Annotated in this window: 14 protein-coding genes; 11 read left to right on the plus strand and 3 right to left on the minus strand. The window is 61.1% G+C overall.

What is annotated here, in order from left to right; all coding sequences use genetic code 11:
* Positions 1-24 precede the first annotated feature (24 nt).
* The gene (locus J2X53_RS19010) at positions 25-978 is read right to left on the minus strand and encodes an AEC family transporter (RefSeq protein ID WP_349039073.1); all 954 of its coding nucleotides are present in this window, start codon (positions 976-978) and stop codon (positions 25-27) included.
* Positions 979-1,120: 142 nt separating this feature from the next.
* On the opposite strand from J2X53_RS19010, the gene J2X53_RS19015 reads away from it, so the two are divergent.
* Both J2X53_RS19015 and J2X53_RS19020 read left to right on the plus strand, forming a co-directional pair.
* Positions 1,121-2,017, plus strand: a complete 897-nt coding sequence (locus tag J2X53_RS19015) for a LysR family transcriptional regulator (protein ID WP_349039074.1) — start codon at positions 1,121-1,123, stop codon at positions 2,015-2,017.
* A 51-nt stretch (positions 2,018-2,068) separates the two neighbouring features.
* On the plus strand, positions 2,069-3,388 hold the full coding sequence (locus tag J2X53_RS19020; RefSeq protein WP_349039075.1) for a hypothetical protein: 1,320 nt from the start codon (positions 2,069-2,071) through the stop codon (positions 3,386-3,388).
* Between the two features lie 7 nt (positions 3,389-3,395).
* Here the strand turns inward: J2X53_RS19020 and J2X53_RS19025 are convergent, their stop codons facing one another.
* A complete protein-coding gene (locus J2X53_RS19025) occupies positions 3,396-4,814 on the minus strand; it encodes a sigma 54-interacting transcriptional regulator (protein WP_349039076.1) in 1,419 nt (472 codons plus the stop codon).
* 242 nt (positions 4,815-5,056) lie between these two features.
* On the opposite strand from J2X53_RS19025, the gene J2X53_RS19030 reads away from it, so the two are divergent.
* From J2X53_RS19030 to J2X53_RS19055, 6 genes are read left to right on the plus strand one after another with little or no spacing between them, the layout of a single operon-like run.
* A complete protein-coding gene (locus tag J2X53_RS19030; protein ID WP_349039077.1) occupies positions 5,057-6,664 on the plus strand; it encodes a carboxyl transferase domain-containing protein in 1,608 nt (535 codons plus the stop codon).
* Between the two features lie 13 nt (positions 6,665-6,677).
* Positions 6,678-8,678 (plus strand): acetyl/propionyl/methylcrotonyl-CoA carboxylase subunit alpha, encoded by a 2,001-nt coding sequence (locus J2X53_RS19035; RefSeq protein WP_349039078.1) that lies wholly within the window; start codon positions 6,678-6,680, stop codon positions 8,676-8,678.
* Between the two features lie 3 nt (positions 8,679-8,681).
* A complete protein-coding gene (locus tag J2X53_RS19040; protein ID WP_349039079.1) occupies positions 8,682-10,364 on the plus strand; it encodes an AMP-binding protein in 1,683 nt (560 codons plus the stop codon).
* Complete coding sequence (locus tag J2X53_RS19045) at positions 10,357-11,214, plus strand: hydroxymethylglutaryl-CoA lyase (protein ID WP_349039080.1); 858 nt, start codon at positions 10,357-10,359, stop codon at positions 11,212-11,214. Before J2X53_RS19040 ends, J2X53_RS19045 begins: the two co-directional genes overlap by 8 nt.
* Positions 11,214-12,023: a crotonase/enoyl-CoA hydratase family protein gene (locus J2X53_RS19050; protein ID WP_349039081.1), complete on the plus strand. Its 810-nt coding sequence runs from the start codon at positions 11,214-11,216 to the stop codon at positions 12,021-12,023. The genes J2X53_RS19045 and J2X53_RS19050 overlap by 1 nt, the downstream gene beginning before the upstream one ends.
* Positions 12,020-12,808 carry a crotonase/enoyl-CoA hydratase family protein gene (locus J2X53_RS19055; protein ID WP_349039082.1) on the plus strand — a complete coding sequence of 263 codons (789 nt, stop codon included), beginning with the start codon at positions 12,020-12,022 and terminating at the stop codon, positions 12,806-12,808. The genes J2X53_RS19050 and J2X53_RS19055 overlap by 4 nt, the downstream gene beginning before the upstream one ends.
* Positions 12,809-12,891: 83 nt before the next feature.
* Here J2X53_RS19055 and J2X53_RS19060 read toward each other — a convergent pair whose 3' ends face one another.
* A complete protein-coding gene (locus J2X53_RS19060; protein WP_349039083.1) occupies positions 12,892-14,298 on the minus strand; it encodes an amidase in 1,407 nt (468 codons plus the stop codon).
* A gap of 386 nt (positions 14,299-14,684) precedes the next feature.
* Here J2X53_RS19060 and J2X53_RS19065 point away from each other — a divergent pair, with 386 nt between their 5' ends.
* Genes J2X53_RS19065 through J2X53_RS19075 form a run of 3 tightly spaced genes read left to right on the plus strand, consistent with a single transcriptional unit; the run spans position 14,685 to position 19,361 of the window.
* Positions 14,685-15,869 carry a substrate-binding domain-containing protein gene (locus J2X53_RS19065; protein WP_349039084.1) on the plus strand — a complete coding sequence of 395 codons (1,185 nt, stop codon included), beginning with the start codon at positions 14,685-14,687 and terminating at the stop codon, positions 15,867-15,869.
* A 10-nt stretch (positions 15,870-15,879) separates the two neighbouring features.
* The gene (locus J2X53_RS19070) at positions 15,880-18,366 is read left to right on the plus strand and encodes an ATP-binding cassette domain-containing protein (RefSeq protein WP_349039085.1); all 2,487 of its coding nucleotides are present in this window, start codon (positions 15,880-15,882) and stop codon (positions 18,364-18,366) included.
* 26 nt (positions 18,367-18,392) lie between these two features.
* Positions 18,393-19,361, plus strand: coding sequence for an ABC transporter permease (locus J2X53_RS19075; protein WP_349039086.1), 969 nt, complete (start codon positions 18,393-18,395; stop codon positions 19,359-19,361).
* Positions 19,362-19,400: the final 39 nt, after the last annotated feature.

Below are 19,400 nucleotides of genomic sequence, written 5' to 3' on the forward strand. Positions count from 1 at the left end.
GTCTCCGGGCTCGCTTCCACTATCTCAGCCAGCCAGCAACAGCAGCCATCCCGACAGGGTAAAGACCGCAACGATCGTGCTTGTGATGACAACCTTGCCCGTGATTGCAGCCTCGCGATGGTAGACCTCGGTCAGCATGAACGGCGTTGTCCCGGTCGGCAGAGCTGCCAGCAGCACCGCGGTATGCAGGAGCGGCGGGGGTAAGCCCAGAAGCGGTCCCGCCACAACCCAAGTGGCGGCAGGATGCACAAGCAGCTTGGCAGAGACCAGCGCGGGGACAAGCCAGCTTTGGCCTGACGGGCGCGGCACGGGCTTTTCGGCGAAGAACAGCCCAAGCGCAATCAGCGCGCAAGGCGAAGCTGCGGCCCCGAGCATCGTGAAAAATCCATCAACAGGTTCTGGCAGTTCCACTCCCAAAAAGAGGAAAAGGCAGCCGACCAACGGCGCCACGAGGATGGGGTTGGTCACGAGTGCCAGGGCAACACGCCTCAGAACCTGCAGGTGTCCTCCGCTTTGCGGTGCGCGGCTGGTCATGCTGAACTCGATCAGGATCAGTCCGATCGCACAAAGGACACAGACCGTCAGCACCGAGGCGATCAGCGTTGGCGCAAGGCCGCTGCTGCCCATGACGGTCAGAATGAGGGGAAAACCCATGAAACCGGTGTTGGCGCAGCTGGCGTTCAGTCCGTCGATAGCGGCATCGGCCAGACCTTTGCCCTGCATCGCGCGGCAGGCCAGCGTCGCCCCGAAAACCAAGGCACAGCCAAGGGCATATGCCAAAATGAATCCCGGCTGCCACATCTGATCAAGGCTGGAAGTGACCATGATCTCAAAAAGCAGTGCAGGCAGTGCCAGATACAATACGAAACGGCTGATCTCACGCGTGGCGGTGTGGCCAAGAGCACCGGATTTCCGGGCGATCCAGCCAACAGCAATAAGCGCAAAGATCGGCAGGACGATGGCAAGGTTGGCAAGCATCTGATGGATACACCAAGCAAAAGGAATGCCCAGCTAACGACGCAATTCAATACTATCAAATATCAATGAGTGGTAGATCTGATACCTGAAAGGTATCAGGCTAGACAGAAGAATTGCACACAGCCGCTCAGGACAAAAACAGATGGTCACGACGCTTTCTCAGTTGCGCTACTTCGTGGAACTGGCAAGGACCGGGCATTTCGGCCGGGCCGCAGAGCGGCTGAACATGGCGCAGCCGCCGCTGTCACGCCAGATTGCCGCGCTTGAGGATGATCTTGGCGCACCTCTGTTCTTACGCAATCCGCGCGGCGTGACTCTGACTGCCGCAGGGCAACAGTTCCTGACCGACACCGAACTGGTGTTACAGGGGCTGGAACGGGCGCAGCGAACTGCAAAGCTGGCACGCGATGGTCAGATCGGACAGTTGACACTGGGCTTTACCATGTGCGCCGCCTACAGCGTTGTGCCCGAGATCGCCCGCCGTTACCGGACGGCCTTTCCGCAGGTGCAGCTTCGCATGCGGGAGATGGTACCCCCTGCGCTTGAAGTGGCTATCGAAAACGGCCAGATCGATGTCGGCATCACCCTGCCGGGGTTTGATGCGCAGCGGCTTGACGCCCTGCGCCTGATCAGCGAACCGCTGTGTTTGGCTCTGCCCGGCAGCCATCCGCTTGCGGCTGCGCGCCGGATCAATCTGGATGCGCTGAGCGAAGATGATTTCGTGATCGTGCAACGCGACCAGTCGCCGTTTTTGCATGACATGGTACTGCATTTCTGCGCCAACGCGGGTTTCGTGCCCCGCATCGGGCTTGAAGTGTATCTTCAGCAGACCATCGTCAATCTTGTGGCAGAGGGGCTGGGCGTTGCGATGGTCCCGAACTCAATGCAGCGGTCAAGGGTTCAGGGGGTGCATTTCAAGAAACTGTCGAACGCGCCTCTCATCGAACAGTATTGCGTCTGGAGCCCGCTGAACGTGAATCCGTCGCGGCAGAGCTTTCTTGACGTAGCACGGCAGACGGCACAGGTGGTACGCGACTAACGCGGCCAGAACCGTGCGCATTCGTCATTCGCACAGGGAAAGGGGCAGGGGATGCAAAAGGCGGGTCCGTTCGGCAGGACCACTCCGCAGGCAAAAGCCGGGTTAAGCAACAGTCTTTCTGCACGAAAGCTGACGCTTATCGGATTGATGCTGCGATCCAATTTTGGTCTGGGACAGCAGCTTACCCAGACGCTTGCGGCAATCCCTGCCGCCCGGCTGGTCTATGCGCCGACTGTCACCGCCGATCTGATGCCGCATGTGGGCCTTGTGCGTCATGAAGACTCGGAGAGGCTGCTGCGCAGGTTGGGCGCGTTCACTCCAGCGGTCCTCGACCCTGGCGCGATTCCGACCGCTGAAAAAGGCCTTTACGGACATATCGCCGCGCAGCTGCCGCTTATCTTTCGTCAGCCCTCGGAGCGTGTCATCGCTGAACGCTATGCGGAAGCGATCGAGCCGTGGGGTTGGCTGGGAACTACGGTCGCGGCGGTCGCGGCGCGTTGTGCATGTCCGGCTGAAGACGCACAGCGCATCTTATTGAAATTACAGAGCGAGATTGTGCCTTCAGGCCTATTCGCGCGCGGTCTTTCAGAATGTCTGCGCCTTCAGGCCGGAGATGCAGGTCTGCTTGATGCGGGGATGGCGATAATTCTGGACAACTTGCCGCTGTTAGCCGAAGGGAAACTGGATCTGTTGGCCACACGCTCCGGTATGTCGCGTCCGGAGCTTGATGTCCGGCTTGGTCAGATCCGCCGTTTCGACCCAAAGCCCGGAAGCCGGTTTGACCAATCTTCAACCCGTTTTTGCTTTGGCCCCGACCTGGTCCTGCGCCATGAAAGGACAGGTTGGACGCTGGAACTTTGCGGCGAAACCCTGCCGCGTCTGACCTTGTCTGAGCATGCCGATGATCCTGCCGGGGTCCGCGAAGTGCGGTGGTGGATCGACGCCATCGAAAGTCGAAACCAAAAGCTGCTCACCGTCGCGCGGCTGATCACCCGCCACCAGCTCGCTTATTTGTCGGGCGCAGCTCCGGCGCCAGTCCCGCTGGCCGTGGGTCAGATTGCCGCCCGGACGGGTCTTCACATCAGCAGCGTGGGTCGCATCGCGGGCGCCACCACAGTACATTCACCGCGCGGGCTTTTGTCGCTCCGCGCTCTGATGCCAGGATCGTCCGGTGCAAGAAGCGACCTGTCTACGACTGCGCTGCGCCAGCGGTTGCGGGACCTGATAGCCGACGAAGTGAAGCCGCTTTCCGACGCCGCAATCGTGGCAGTGCTCGCGGCAGATGGCATCCACCTTTCGCGGCGCGCCATCGCCCAGCATCGCGCCGCTCTTGGTATCGGATCCTCCAGGGACCGTTCTCAAAGCGGTTAGCCAGCTCTCATATGCTGTATTCCCGGGCTTTGGCATAAAAAGTTGACCGAGGCATCTGCAACAGTTCGGCCGCACGGGTGCGGTCGCCGCCGGCCTGCACCATCGCCGCGCGCATCAGATCGCTTTCCAGCGCTGCCACCGCCTCGGCCATGCGTGGCAACAGGGCAGTGCCCCCGGCGAGAGTATCTCCGCGCCTGCCTGCTGCGGCCTTGGATTGCCGTGGCAAGAGGTCCCGCACTGTGGCCGCCTCTATGTCCTTGCCGCCCCCTTCCAGCACGAGACGTTCGATCATGTTGCGTAATTCCCGCACATTTCCCGGCCAGTCATGGCCTTGAAGCAGGTTGATCGCCGCCGCGCCGATGCTAATGCTGCTTAGTCCATCGCGCAGGACAATTTCCTCCAAAATATGCTCTGCCAGGGCGGCGATGTCGGCGAGCCTTTCCCGCAGCGGTGGAATGCGTATCGGATAGGCGTTCAGGCGGTAGGAGAGATCGGCCCTGAACTGCCCACTCTGGACCAGCGACTCCAGGTCGCGGCTGGTCGCACTGATAAGGCGCACATCCACCTTTACAACAGCATTGCCGCCCAAAGGCTCGATCTCGCGTTCCTGAAGCGCGCGCAATAGCTTGGACTGGATCGCCGCAGGCATGTCGGCGACCTCATCCAGAAGTAGGGTTCCGCCGTTTGCCAGTTGCATCTTTCCGATGCGCCCCTGCTTGCCAAGGCCGGTATAGGCCCCCGGTGCCGCACCGAAGAATTCGACCTCAAGCAACGCCTCGGGGATGGCGGCGACGTTGACCGCGACAAAGTTGCCGCCCGCCCGGTCCGACGCCGCATGTATTGCCTGAGCAAGGATTTCTTTGCCGGTTCCGGTTTCGCCGGTGATGACCACGGGCAGGCTGCTTAACGCGGCGGCGCGGGCCTGTCGCTTGACCTCCAGCGCCCCGGGTGTCGTACCGATGAACTGGCTGACGGAATAGCGCGCGCTGCGCCCGCCGTTACGCAGGCTGGATTCGGCCCTTGACAGCGCAGTGCTCAGCTTGCGCACTTTGTTCATCAAGGGCATGATTTCATTGAGGTTGTCATATAGTACAAAACCGAAGGCACCGATGATCCTGCGGTCATCGTCGAACAGTGGAAACCGCGAGACGATGCATCGGCGGTCGCTATACTCCATGAGGTCCAGCAGGATCGGGTGGCCCGTGTCCAGCACCCGTGGAATGAGACTGCGTGGGATCACTTCACTGATCGGCAGGCCTACAAGGTTGCGGTTTGCTGGAATTCCAAGAAATTTCTGATACTTGGCGTTGATCCAGACAATGCGCGCATCCTTGTCGGTGGCAATGCCGCCTTCTGCCAGCTCTTCGAAAATTTCAAAGAACGATGACTGTGCCCGGCTGCGCAAGTCACGGATGTCGGGTATCATTATGGCTGTCCATATATTGGATTATCCTGATGCCAGAAATACACATAAAAAAACAGAAAAGTAATAGCTGTTTCTATTATCTGGATTACAGACATTTTTCTATGAGTTTCCCCCGATCCATTTCGCGTAAGTGATTGATTCAAGTCACAAAATTTGCCGCGTACATTGGTAGCAGATTTGCTTGATATGGTTTGAGGCGTGTTCGATGGAGCGATCGCGCCAGAGAGATCATGGGGGGGAATATGGCTGTACTCAGGTCACAGCAGTCTTTGCTGTCGGAGCAATTCCGGGCGAACAAAGCAGCGCATCTTGCAGCAATGGAACCTGTCCGCGCGGCCGCCGTGCTGGCCGCGGATGGGGGTGATGAAACGGCCCGCAGCCGTCATGTGGCCCGGGGCAAGCTGTTGCCACGCGAGCGGGTGGCGCGGCTCCTCGATCCCGGTTCGCCATTTCTGGAGATCGGCGCACTGGCTGCGCATAATCTTTACGGGGGCGCGTCGCCCGCCGCAGGGATGATTGCCGGAATCGGTCGTGTCTCTGGACGCGAGGTCATGGTGATCTGTAATGATGCCACCGTGAAAGGCGGCACCTATTTCCCGATGACGGTGAAAAAGCATCTTCGCGCACAGGAAATCGCCGAGCAAAACCACCTTCCTTGCGTCTATCTGGTCGACAGTGGCGGCGCCAACCTGCCCAATCAGGACGAAGTGTTTCCTGACCGCGACCATTTCGGGCGCATCTTCTTCAATCAGGCAAATATGTCTTCCAAGGGGATCGCGCAGATCGCGGTCGTGATGGGCTCCTGCACGGCAGGCGGTGCCTATGTGCCGGCAATGTCGGATGTGACAATCATCGTTGCTGACCAAGGCACGATCTTTCTGGCGGGTCCGCCATTGGTCAAGGCCGCTACAGGTGAAGTCGTCAGTGCCGAGGATCTTGGCGGTGGCGATGTCCACACCCGCCTGTCCGGCGTCGCAGACTATCTGGCCAAGGATGACGCCCATGCCATCGCTCTGGCCCGGAATGCGGTCGCCAATCTGAACGGGCGCAAATCTGCGCCAGTCGTACTGACGACACCCGAGGCACCGCTGTATGACCCGGACGAAATTCTGGGCATAGTACCCGCCGATCTGCGCACCCCCTATGACATCCGCGAGCTTATCGCCCGCGTTGTTGATGGTTCGCGGCTGGACGAGTTCAAGGCCCGCTATGGCACGACGCTGGTTTGCGGTTTTGCGCATGTGTTGGGGATGCCTGTCGGCATCATTGCCAACAATGGTGTGTTGTTCTCCGAAGCTGCCGTCAAGGGCGCCCATTTCGTCGAACTGTGCAGCCAGCGGGGCATTCCACTGGTTTTCCTGCAAAACATCACCGGCTTTATGGTTGGCCGGAAGTACGAGACTGCCGGTATCGCCAAGGACGGGGCAAAGCTGGTGACTGCGGTTGCCACCACCTCGGTTCCAAAGATCACCATGCTGGTTGGCGGGTCTTTCGGAGCGGGAAACTACGGCATGTGCGGGCGGGCCTATTCACCAAGGTTCCTCTGGGCTTGGCCCAACAGCCGCATTTCCGTCATGGGTGGAGAGCAGGCGGCGTCTGTTCTGGCCACCGTCCGTCGCGACGCGATCGAGCGCAAAGGCGGCAGCTGGTCGTCGGAAGACGAAGCCGATTTCAAGGCACCGACCATCGCCATGTTCGACGAGCAGAGCCACCCGCTCTATGCCACGGCGCGGCTTTGGGACGATGGCATCATCGATCCGCGCTGCACGCGTGATATTCTGGGGCTTAGCCTGTCTGCCACACTGAACGCGCCGATCGAGCCGACGCGCTTCGGTGTGTTCCGGATGTAAGGGAGGACATTCCGTGTTTCAAAAAATCCTGATCGCGAACCGGGGCGAGATTGCCTGCCGGGTCATCGCGACGTGTCGCAAGCTGGGTGTCGCCACCGTCGCCGTGTATTCTGATGCGGATGCCGGCGCGCGCCATGTCGCTTTGGCGGATGAAGCTGTGCATATCGGCGGGTCAGCAGTGGCGCAAAGCTATCTGCGGGGAGATCGCCTGATCGAAGCGGCGCTCGCCACCGGGGCCGAAGCGATCCATCCCGGCTACGGCTTCCTGTCCGAGAACCCGGAATTTGTCGAGGCAGTGGAGGCGGCAGGGCTGGTGTTCATCGGTCCGCCAGCCAATGCCATCCGGGCCATGGGTCTGAAGGATGCCGCCAAAGCGCATATGATCACCGCCGGTGTACCCGTCGTTCCCGGGTATCACGGGGGCAATCAGGACGCGGGTTTTCTGTCCGAGCGTGCCGCCGAGATCGGCTATCCCGTTCTGATCAAGGCGCGGGCGGGCGGCGGTGGCAAGGGGATGCGGCTTGTCGAAAGCGCCGGCGACTTTGCGGCGGCGCTTGAAAGCGCAAGGCGCGAGGCAGACGCCAGCTTTGGAGATCCGGCCTGTCTGGTCGAGAAGTATATCCTGAAGCCGCGTCATATCGAAGTGCAGGTCTTTGCCGACAGCCATGGTAATGTGATCCATCTGTTCGAGCGGGACTGCTCGCTTCAGCGCCGCCATCAGAAGGTGATCGAAGAGGCCCCCGCGCCCGACATGCCGCCAGCCGTCCGCGCTGCGATGGGCCGCGCTGCGGTCGAGGCTGCGCGCTCCATCGGCTATGAGGGCGCGGGCACGATCGAGTTCATCGCAGACGGAGCATCGGGTCTGCGCGAGGACGGGTTCTGGTTCATGGAAATGAACACCCGGCTTCAGGTCGAGCATCCGGTCTCGGAGGCGATTACCGGTCTTGATTTCGTCGATCTGCAATTGCGCGTCGCAGCCGGAGAGCCTTTGCCGGTCACGCAGCAGGATCTGGCGATTGACGGCTGGGCGATGGAGGCGCGGCTGTATGCCGAAGACGTGCCAAAGGGCTTTCTGCCTGCAACCGGACGCCTGCGCCATCTGCGCTTTCCGGTTGCCACGGCCTTTGAAACGAGCGCGGTCCGTATCGACAGCGGTGTGGGCGAGGGCGACGAGATCACGCCCTTCTATGACCCGATGATCGCCAAGGTTATCGTTCATGCCCCGACACGGGAAGAGGCACTGAACCGCTTGTCCGTGGCATTGGCCGAATGTCAGATCGCGGGATCTGTCACCAATGTTGAATTTCTGGCGCGTCTGGCCGCTAACCCCGAATTCCGCGCAGGCCGGGTTGATACCGGTCTGATCGCGCGGCATCTGGACACATTGGCTGCGGCACCCGCTGCCGGGGATCTGGTGATTGCCCTTGCCATGTTGGCGGGGCACGGAATGCTTGATGGGCCCGCCAGCGCTGACCCCTGGGACACGCTGAAGGGCTGGCGTCAATGGACCCCCGCGCGACTGAGACTGGAGCTGGAAAGCGCAGAGACGCGCATTGACCGGCAAGTCGAAATGGCAGGACCGGGCCGGTTCGTTGTCCAGGGCGACAGTGGCACATTAGATCTGACAATCACCGTACTTGGCGGCGGCACCCATGCGGTGACATGGAATGGTCGCCGAATGACTTTCGGCATTGCACGGGGCCCGGGTGCGGTCACAGTCTTTCTTCAGGGGCAGACCAGTGATTTCGGCCTGCCCGATGATCTCGCCGGGTTTGAAGAAGGGGGTGCGGGCGGCAATGCTGTTATCGCACCGATGCCGGGCCTTGTGACGCAGGTCTACGCTGCATCGGGCGACCTTGTGCGCAAAGGCGATCCGCTCCTCGTGCTGGAAGCGATGAAGATGGAATACGTTCTGCGCGCGCCGCGCGACGGCGTGGTGCAAGAGGTCTTTGTGCCCGCAGGGACGCAGATTCAGGACGGCACCATTCTTATCCAGCTGACACCGGAGGAGTGACGCATGCTTAAGCAAGCCCTGACCTTCCCCGAAGTGGAACAAGCCTTCCGATGGGATATCCCGGAATTCTATAACATTGGTGTCGATATCTGCGACAAATGGGCCCTAATTGATCCGGACCGGCTGGCGATCATTGATGTTGACCCTGCCGGGCGGGCGCAGAATTTTAGTTTCGGCCAGTTTCGGTCAATGTCGAACCGGTTGGCGAATGCCTTGCGCCAGCGTGGGCTTGGACGGGCCGATGGCCAGCCGGGCGACCGGATTGGCATTCTGCTGCCGCAGCGGGTCGAAACCGCTGTGTCGCATGTCGCGGCGGCCAAGCTTGGCTGTATCTCGATCCCGTTGTTCACGCTGTTCGGGCCAGAGGCGCTTCTACACCGGCTGGGCAATTCGCGGGCGCGGGCGGTCATCACTGACAGGACAGGATTGGAAAAGCTGCTGCCACTGCTGGCAGCCCTGCCAGAGTTGCAGCATGTTTTCTGTGTCGATGGCCCCTCCGGACCGGCAGAGGGCTTTGCCGAAGTCTGTGCCGGTCAATCCGAAGATTTCACGCCGGTCAGGACCCGTGCCGAAGACCCGGCGCTGCTGATTTACACCTCGGGTACGACAGGCAACCCCAAGGGCGCGCTTCATGCCCATCGGGTGCTGCTAGGACATCTGCCGGGAGTCGAGATCAGCCACAACTTCCTGCCCCATGACGGTGACCGCTTCTGGACACCAGCTGACTGGGCGTGGATCGGCGGTCTGCTGGACGTACTGATGCCGGCACTGCACCACGGTATATCGGTCGTCGCCTGCCGGTTTGCAAAATTCACCCCTGAAGCGGCCTTTGACCTTATTCGCCGCCATGATATCCGGAATGCCTTTCTGCCACCAACCGCTCTGAAGATGATGAAGCTGATGCCTGAGGCCGAAAACCCTGGCATCAGGATGCGCTCGGTGGCGAGCGGCGGCGAAACACTGGGGACCGAGTTGATTGAATGGGGCAGAACTGTCCTTGGCGTCACAATCAACGAATTCTACGGCCAGACAGAATGCAACATGGTCGTGTCGTCGTGCGACGTGCTGGAGCCGGTTCTGCCCGGTGCAATGGGGCGGCAGGTGCCGGGACATGTGGTCGGTGTGATCGACCCCACTACGGGTGTTGCGGTGCAAGACGGGACGGAGGGGGCAATTGCCGTTCTGGCCCCGGACCCGGTGATGTTCCTCGAATACTGGGACAATCCGGCGGCGACCACCGAAAAGTTCATGACTGGTCCCGCCGGTCGCTGGCTGCTGACCGGCGATCGCGGCATCCGCGATGCCGATGGGCGCCTTCATTTTCTGGGACGGGATGACGATGTGATTGGCTCTGCGGGCTACCGGATTGGCCCGGCTGAGGTCGAGGATTGCCTGCTTTCCCATCCGGCGGTGCAGCTTGCAGGGGTCGTCGGCAAGCCTGATCCCATCCGGGGTGCGGTCGTCGCGGCCTATATTGTTCTGCGCGACGGCTATGCCGGATCACCGGAACTGGCTGATGAGATCGGCCACTTTGTCAAACAGCGGCTTGCCGCGCATGAGTATCCGCGCTGCGTGCGCTTTCTGGAAAGCATGCCAATGACCACCACGGGCAAGATCATAAGGCGCGAATTGCGCGATCTGGCCGAAGCCGAGGCGCGGTCCGAACGGGAAGCTGATCATGGATGATCACGTACTGATCTGGGAAATGGGGCCCCGCGACGGCCTTCAGAACGAAGCCGCGCAGATCCCGACCGAGCAGAAGGTCGCGCTTGTCAACAAGCTGAGCGCGACCGGACTACGCCGGATTGAGGTGACGAGCTTCGTCAGCCCCCGCTGGGTGCCGCAGATGGCAGATGCCGCGCAGGTTTTTGCGGCCATCAACCGGCGGCCCGGGGTGGTCTATTCTGCGCTGACCCCGAACATGCAGGGTTTCGAGGCGGCTTTGTCCAGCGGAGTGGGTGAGGTGGCGATCTTCGCCTCGGCTTCCGAGGCGTTCAGTAGCAAGAACATCAACTGCTCTATCACCGAAAGCATGGCCCGGTTCCAGCCGGTCCTTGGCCGCGCGCATGACATGAGAATGCCGGTGCGGGCTTACGTGTCCTGCGCCATAGATTGCCCGTATGACGGGCCGGTCGTTCCTGCCAACGTTGCAAAAGTGACGCGGCAGCTGCTGGACATGGGATGCTATGAAGTCAGCCTTGCCGACACCATCGGCAGCGGCCAGCCCGACCGGGTTCATTCCATGCTGGATGCAGTTCTGGATGTGGCAGAGGCGCGAACCCTTGCGCTGCATTTTCATGATACGCAGGGCCGAGCCATCGACAATGTTGCGGCGGGGCTGGAGCGGGGGATCCGCATCTTTGACGCCGCTGTCGGCGGTCTGGGCGGGTGCCCCTATGCGCCGGGAGCCAAGGGCAATGTCGCCACGGAAACCGTGGTGGACTGGCTGCACAGCCATGGACTTTCTACCGGCACAGACCTTGACCTTTTGCGCGAAGCGGGCCGTTTCGCCAATGATCTCAGGAAACCAACATGATGCAGACCTATAGTACCCTGCTTGTCGAAACTGATCCGGGTGGCATTGTCCATCTGACGTTGAACCGCCCGCAAAAGCGCAACGCGCTGTCTGCGACGATGATCGAGGAACTGACCGATTTTGCCCGCAGTGTCGGGTCCAGCCTCAGCACGCGGGCTGTGATCCTGTCGGGTGCGGGCGAGGTCTTTTGTGCGGGCGGCGACCTTGGCTGGATGCAGGCGCAGATTGCCGCGGACCGGGTCGGCCGGATGCGCGAGGCGCGCAAGCTGGCAGAGATGCTGGATGCGCTGAACCGGATGCCTGCCCCTCTGATCGGCTATGCCCATGGTGGTGTCTTTGGTGGTGGAATTGGCCTGCTTTGTGTCTGCGACCTGGCCTTGGCCGCCGACGATACCCGCTTTGGCCTGACGGAAACCGGGTTGGGGCTTATTCCGGCAACAATCGGGCCCTATGTCGTCGCCCGGATGGGCGAGGGATATGCCCGACGGATCTTCATGTCGTCGCGGATCTTTGCGGCACCCGAGGCGCGTGATCTGGGTATTATCGCCCGCAGTGTGCCGCGCGAGGCGCTTGCCGAAGCGGCCGCAACTGAGGCGCTCCCCTATCTGTCCGTCGCTCCGGGGGCTGTCGGTGCAGCCAAGGCACTGGCCCGCCGACTGGGGCCGGTCATTGACGACGCCGTTCTCGATGCGACCATCGAGGCGCTGGCCGACGTTTGGGAAACTGCCGAAGCGCGTGAGGGCATCAGTGCCTTTCTGGAAAAGCGGCCGCCCAAATGGAAAATGCAAGGCAACGGGGGCGCGGCATGAGCGTGGAGACCAGTTTTGAAAGCCCGGTTCTCGTTGACGTGCACGGGCAGGTGGCCGTCATCACGTTGAACCGCCCGGCCCGGCGCAACGCCATCGACGCCGCGACCTGCCGCGCACTTCGCGCGGCAATCGACAGGCTGGAGCAGGACGAATCCCTTGCTGTTGGAATACTTTGCGGTGCGGGTCCGGTCTTCTGCGCCGGAATGGATCTGCTGGCCTTTGCCAACGGTGAAGCCGAAGAAATTCTGTTCGGGCCGGGGCATTTCGCGGGGCTGGTCAGCCGGGAACGAAAGCGCCCGCTGATTGCCGCCGTTCAGGGTGCTGCGCTGGCAGGCGGGTTCGAACTGGCCTTGGCCTGCGACATGATCATCGCGGCACCGGGCAGCCAGTTTGGCCTGCCCGAAGCAAAGCGCGGTCTGATCGCCGGGGCGGGCGGTGCTTTCAGGCTGGGCCAACGTCTGCCGCCTGCCATTGCGCGCGAGATGGTGCTGACGGGGGATCCGGTTCCGGCCGAACGCGCGCTGCAACTTGGGTTGATCAACCGGATTGTTCCGGCAGAAGATGTGCTGAAAGAGGCGCTGGATCTTGCCGGGCGCATCGCCGCGAATGCCCCGCTGTCCCTTGCCTGTGGCCTGCAACTGGTCAACGCGGCTGCGGTACCGGACGAAAGCCGCCTGTGGGCAGAGAACGACCGTCTGTTGCGCGGCATCATCGCCTCGGCAGATGCGCAGGAAGGCGCGGCCGCCTTTGCCCAGAAACGCGCCCCCCAATGGCAGGGGCGCTGACGGCATGTCGCTGCCGGACAAATGAACGCTGCCTGCGGCCAGTCTTTAAGTCTCGCCACAGGCGATAAATGTGGTTCGTGATGTCAAACCGGATCAGCGGGGTGACGGCTGTGCCAGTCCGTCACGGTCTGGTAAGCATGTGCTGCGCGCACCAGAACAGCCTCGCCCAGACGGGGGCCGGCAAGTTGCATGCTCAGCGGCATCCCTGCCGCATCGAATCCGTTGGGCAGGGTGATGGTCGGAGTGCCGGCAAAGTCGAACGGGGCGGTAAAGCGCAGGATCGAGTTCAGGACACCGGGATCTTCGCCATACTGGCTCATTTTTGCCAGGCTCGGCAGGGGCATCGGCATGGTTGGGATGATCATGCAATCAATGCCCCGGAACATGGTTGCCAGACTTTCGGTGAACTTGAGCCGCAGGTGAAGACCGCGCGTGGTTTGCAGCCCCGTCGTGCGGTGGCCTTCCTCGATTAGTTGCACCAGATCGGGCCCATATTCGGCAGCGCGGGCCGGATAGGTTTCGGAATGCGCAATCGCGGTTTCGACAGAACACATCATGATCCAGGAGGCCACCAGGTCTTCGAAATCCGGGAAAGTGACATCAACGATGCGTGCGCCCAGGGATTCGAACACCGCAACGGCCGATTCGACGGCGCCTGCGACTTCGGGGTCGGTTCCCGAAAGCGCGTAGTTGCGGTCAAAGCCGATGCGCAGGTCACGGATGGATTTGCCAGTTTCGCCCAGATAGTCGGGCACTGGAGCGTCGATCGCCGTCGGATCGTTGGCATCCCAGCCTGCGATTGCCTGAAGAATGGCGGCGCAGTCGGCGGCTGACCGCGCTATAGGGCCAACGTGATCCAGTGAATCCGCCAGTGCAAAGACACCGTGCCTGCTGACACGGCCCCAGGTCGGTTTGATCCCCGTCAGGCCGCCTGCGGCCGAAGGAAAGCGGATCGACCCGCCGGTGTCGCTGCCGAGCGACCCGAAAGTCAGCCCTGCCGCAGTGGCCACGCCCGAACCGCTGGACGAAGATCCCACCCAATGCGCAGAACTCCATGGGTTCAGCGGCGCCGGGATCTTCGGGTGGTGGCTGGTATAGGCACCTTCGGTCATGGTCAGCTTGCCGAGTATGATCGCGCCTGCTGCTTCCAGCCGGTCGATGACAGTTGCATTGAAGGGTGCCATGAAATCAGCATGGATCGTCGTGCCCGCCGCCGTAGGGGCAAACGTGGTCTGGCAGAGATCCTTGACGGCAAACGGCACGCCATGAAGCGGGCCGCGCCAGATGCCACGATTCAGGTCCGCATCGGCCTTGGCGGCCTGTGACAAGGCGCGCTCCGTGCAGATGTGGACATAGCTCATGAAGTGGGGGTCAAGACCCGAGATCCGGTCCAGAATATCCTGTGTCACCTGCACCGAGGTCAGGACGCGCCGCCGGATCAGATCGCCGATCTCGACAAGGGTCTTGAAATGTAATGGAACGTCTTGCATCGATTTCTCCCTAGTTTTTTGGGAGGCTCTGTAGCTGTCCGCCAGGGCTGTCCCGTCGGCCCGGTGCGAGCCCTGTCCGAAGCATACTGCGACAGCGGGGCAGGCCGCTTGTCCGCTTCGGACAGAGCATTTGTTCCACAGTGCCATGCGCAGAACGGGTATCTCAGGGTCGACCGATCAGGTTATGGCGCGAACGCCCGCGAAAAAGCGTAGGGTCCGGTTGTTCAGGACCGAGTGTTTTCCAGATACCTGAAAGGCACCTCTCAGCCCAAAGTGCCGCTCAGGCGGTGTACGCGTACGGTTTTTCGTCGGTGCGAAGTCAGTTGCAGAAATGTGGCGGCTTCAGGAAGTCCTCCCGAAAGCAAGGCATTTCTGAACAAGTCACTTTGGCCGCCAAAGACAAGCAGCTTTCAGCACACACGGTAAGATCATTGTCAAATAACGGTCGAAAACGGCCATCGATGTTCAACAGTGAGGAAACCATGAAGACATATTTCAGGCCCCGGGGCCTTGCTCTCGCAATGCTGGCTGCCGGCCTTGCCCATCCATATGCCGCACTGGCGCAGGATCATGCGGTGATGAACCAACACGCCGACATCGCCACCATGTGCGGAGACAAGCCCGCCAAGGTGGGCCTTGTCGACGGCTTTGGCGGTGCAACATGGTTCCGTACCGCAGCCGCTGAATTCGCAGATGAAATGAAAAAGTGCCCGAACGTCGAGGCAGTCACCTATCTTGACGCAAACGGCAGTGCGCAAAGCTACAATAGCCATATCAATAACCTTGTCGCTCAAGGGGTGAACGTGATTGTGGCCTTCACCCATTTCGGCGATGCCTCAATCCCGGCTTACCGCGATGCCAAGGCGGCGGGCGTTACCATGGTTCCGTATTTCTCGCAGCTCGGTGGCGAGATCGGGCGCGATTATGATGCGATTGTCTATCAGGATCCGGTCGCCGTTGGCGGCATGTGGGCCGACTGGCTGGGCCAAAGTCTCGAAGGAAAGGGCAATGTGCTGTTCATGGGTGGGCCTGCCGGTGCGGCATCGTCCGAGAAATTCATGGAAGGCTTCAAAGCCGGCCTTGCTAAATTCCCTGAGATGACGCTGCTGGAAGACCAGTATATCGTCACCAACTGGAGCCCGGTCGATGCCCAGCAGGCCATTGCTGCGCTGATCGCCAAGTATCCCGAAATCGACGGCATCGCATCGGATTACGGTGTGACCACCATGGCCGCGATCAATGCCTTCAAGCAGGCGGGAGTTCCGGTTCCGGCACAAGCAACTCTGGCCAGCAGCAACGAACTGAACTGCCTTTACCTGTCAGATACTGATGCGGGCAAAGGCTGGAAATACTTCTCACTTGACGGCACCACTTCGCTTGTGCGTTTTGCCGCCCGCCGTGCGCTGTCGATCTATGAGGGCACCGAGAACAATGAGCCGCTGGCCGTTGTCTCTTATCCCTATGCAGACAGCGAAGCAGGCATCAAGCCGCTCTGCGACCCCGATCTGCCGCCGGATGCCGACATGTCGGGCCTTCTGGGTGCAGAGAAGCTGACCGAATTGCTGAAGTAAGAGCTCTGGCATGGCCGAGGAATTCAGACTTAGGGTCGAAGGAGTATCGAAGCGTTTCCCGGGTGTCTGGGCGCTTCGGGACGTGTCTTTCGACGTTCTGGCGGGCGAGGTTCATGGCCTTGTCGGCGAGAATGGTGCGGGCAAATCGACCCTTATGGGAATTGCGTCCGGGGCACTCGCCCCGGATGAGGGTGCCGTTTCTGTCAATGGTGTCGATGTCAGCGCCGACCCGGATCTGGTCCGGGCGCGGGGGCTGGCGATTGTCCGGCAGGAACCGGCGCTGATGCCGGACCTGTCAGTGGCCGAGAATATCTATCTTGGCGTCAGCGCCGAGCGTCGTCCACGCCCCGCCCAGATGAACGCGTGGGCACAGAATCTCTTGCGGCAGTGGGACCCTGAAATTGCCATTGATGCGGGGCAGCGCGTAGATCTGATGAATGCGCAGCAACGCTTCATCATCGAAATCGTCAAAGCGCTTGCAGGCGAACCGACGGTCCTGGTGCTGGACGAGCCGACCGAACATATGATGTCCGAAGACGTGGCACGTCTGTTTGACAGGATCCGGGCGCTCACACGCAAGGGTGTTGGTGTCGTCTATATCTCACATCGCATCCGTGAGGTCCGGTCTATCGCGGATCGGGTGACTGTGCTGCGCGAAGGTCAGTCGCAGGGCAGCCATGCGATGGAAAGCCTCACAGAGAAGGACATCGTTGCCCTGATCGTTGGCAAGGCGGTGGACCATGAATTCCCGAAAAAAGAGGTTCAACGCACGATCCAACAGCCCCGGCTGCAGGTTACCGGTCTGTCGGGCGAGGGTTTTTCGGACGTCTCGCTGTCCATCCAGCCGGGAGAGATCCTTGGGCTGGCGGGGATGGACGGGCAGGGCAAGCGGGAGTTCGTCGCCGGGCTGGTGGGTCTGACCACCTCCCGGGGCAATGTCACTCTGGATGGCGTGACGATCGGCACCGGCAACACCGCCCAAACGGCGGCGCAAGGGATCCAGTATCTTTCGGGATCGCGGCACCGCGACGGCATGTTCGGCGATCTTTCGGTGCGCGAAAACTTCTCGTATCGCTCACTCCTCAGCGTCGCGCGCGGCGGAATCGTCAGCCGTGAGGCCGAAAGTGCAGCCGCCGGGGCCGCTGTCCGCAGCTATGACATCAAAACCCCAGGTGTCGAGACGCGGATCGGTTCGCTTTCGGGTGGCAACCAGCAGAAGGTACTGATCGCAGGCATCCTTGCGTCGGATCCCAAGGTCGTCATCATCGACGAGCCGACGCAAGGTGTCGACATTGGTGCGCGGGTCTTCATCTATCAGGCTATCGCCGAGGCCGCCCGCAGCGGCATCTCTTTTATCATCGTGTCATCTGACGCAGGGGAACTGGCCGGAATATGCCACCGCGTTGCAGTGTTCTCAAGCGGGCACGTGGTCAGCGAACTCGGCGGCGACGAGGTTTCTGAAAGCGCCATCATTTCCGCAGTGCTGACATCCGGGTCAGCCCGAAAGCAGCAAGATGGCGCGGCGCGCCTTGGCGATCAGTTGGTGAAGTGGTTCGCAGGCAACTGGGCACCTTTGGTGACGGTGACTGGAATTATTCTGGCGCTTGGATTCTATGCCGGGATCAGCAATGAATTTTACCTGACTCCGCGCAGTATCGGCGGTATGCTGACGCTGGTCGCAGCACTGGCGATGGTGGCCTGTGGCCAGCAAGTGCTGATGCTGATCGGCGGAATCGACCTGTCCGTTGGCCCTTTGATGGGGCTGACGTCGGTGGTGATGTCCTTCTTCTTCGTCAAGGACATGCCCGTCGAGACGCAGCTTGTGGGCTGGCTGTTGCTGCTTGCGGTGGCAGTGATGGTCGGCGTTCTGAACTGGGCGCTGGTTGATCCGCTGGGGATGCATCCGATGATGGCGACGCTGGCCACCTTCATGTTGCTGCAATCAGTCTCATTGGTCCTGAGGCCGACGCCGATGGGAATGATTGACTTCGACTTTCTCGACACGGTGAACACCCGCTGGGCGTTTCTACCAGTTGCGGCGCTGCTTGCCCTGGTCCTGGCGCTGGTTATGGATGCGCTGTTGTTCCGCAGCGGTCTTGGGATCAAGCTGCGGGGCTTCGGATCCCGCGCTGATGCAGCACGGGTGGCCGGGATCAATCCGCGGATGATGCGTCTGCTTGCTTATGTCGGCTGCTCGACTCTGTCGGTGGCTGCCGGGGTTTTGATGATTGGTCAGGTCGGTATCGGCGACGCTATGAGCGGCAATGACTACACACTTGCCTCGATTGCAGCGGCTGTTGTCGGCGGGGCCAGCCTGTTTGGCGGTCGCGGGTCGTTTGTCGGGGCATTCCTCGGCGCGTTGCTGATAACTCAGGTCAATGTGGTGACAACCTTTCTTAACCTGACCGACGGTTGGAGATCGGTTCTTCTGGGGGTGATGATCGTCGTCGCAGTCGCCGCCTATTCGCGGGCCCGCAAGATGGTGGTCGCAGCATGAGCATGGCAAATCAGGTGGGAAGTCCCATGAAGGTGCGTAAAAACCTCCCTGCCGTCGGCGAGTTTGGCTGGATATGGATCGCTTTCGTGCTGTTGGTCGGGGCGTGCGCCGTGCTCGCGCCCAGTGCCATCGGTCTGGCATCGGTCTATTCAATGTTGCCCTTCGCCGCCGTTCTGGTGCTGTTGGCTGTGGGGCAGACACTGGTTGTCCAGCAGCGCGGCCTTGATATGTCAGTCGCGGCCATTGTCACGCTGGCAGGGCTTCTGGTGGCGAAATTCACAGCCATGACCGGCAGCCCCCTTGCGGGGGTCGTGCTGACCTGTGGCGTCTGCGGTGCCGCAGGCATCCTCAACGGCCTTCTGGTCGCGCGGATCGGCATAAGCCCGATCGTCGCCACACTTGCCACAGGTGCGATGTTTTTTGGCGTAGCCCGCATCTTGTCGGGCGGCAGTGCCATGGCGATTTCCCCGTCCCTTCAGGCCCTGTCTCAGGCGCGGCTGCTGGGCGTGCCGGTTCTCTTTTACGTCGCGGTCGTTCTGGTCGTGTCCGTCAGCCTGATCCTGCGCATGACCATTGTGGGGAGAAGGTTCATCGCGGTCGGATCGAACATCGCCACGGCCCGGGCACAAGGCACGCGAACCGCGCTCTATCAGGTCGGCAGCTACGGGGTCGCAGGAGTCTGCTACGCCATTGCCGGTATCGCACTGGCGGGGTTCATTGGCTATGCGACCCCTACGGCAGGCAGCAGCTATCTGCTGCCCAGTATCGCTGCGGTCGTGGTCGGTGGTACGCCTTTCACCGGCGGCAAAGGCAGCGTGGTTGCCACCGCTGGTGCGGCCCTGTTCATGACACTGCTGGACCAGATGGTGCTTTCTCTGGGCGCAGGCCCCGCCATGCAGCTGTTTGCTCAGGCCATTGCCATCATCATTGCCGTCTCTATCCGCCGCCTTCCCGAAGTTGCGAAACTGATGGGTGGCAAAAAGCGGCTGACCTGAGGATGGGCGGGAATGCCCGCCCGCTGAACCGACCATAAT

The organism is Pseudotabrizicola sp. 4114, from assembly GCF_031457365.1.
In the GTDB taxonomy this organism is placed as follows: Bacteria; Pseudomonadota; Alphaproteobacteria; order Rhodobacterales; family Rhodobacteraceae; genus Pseudotabrizicola.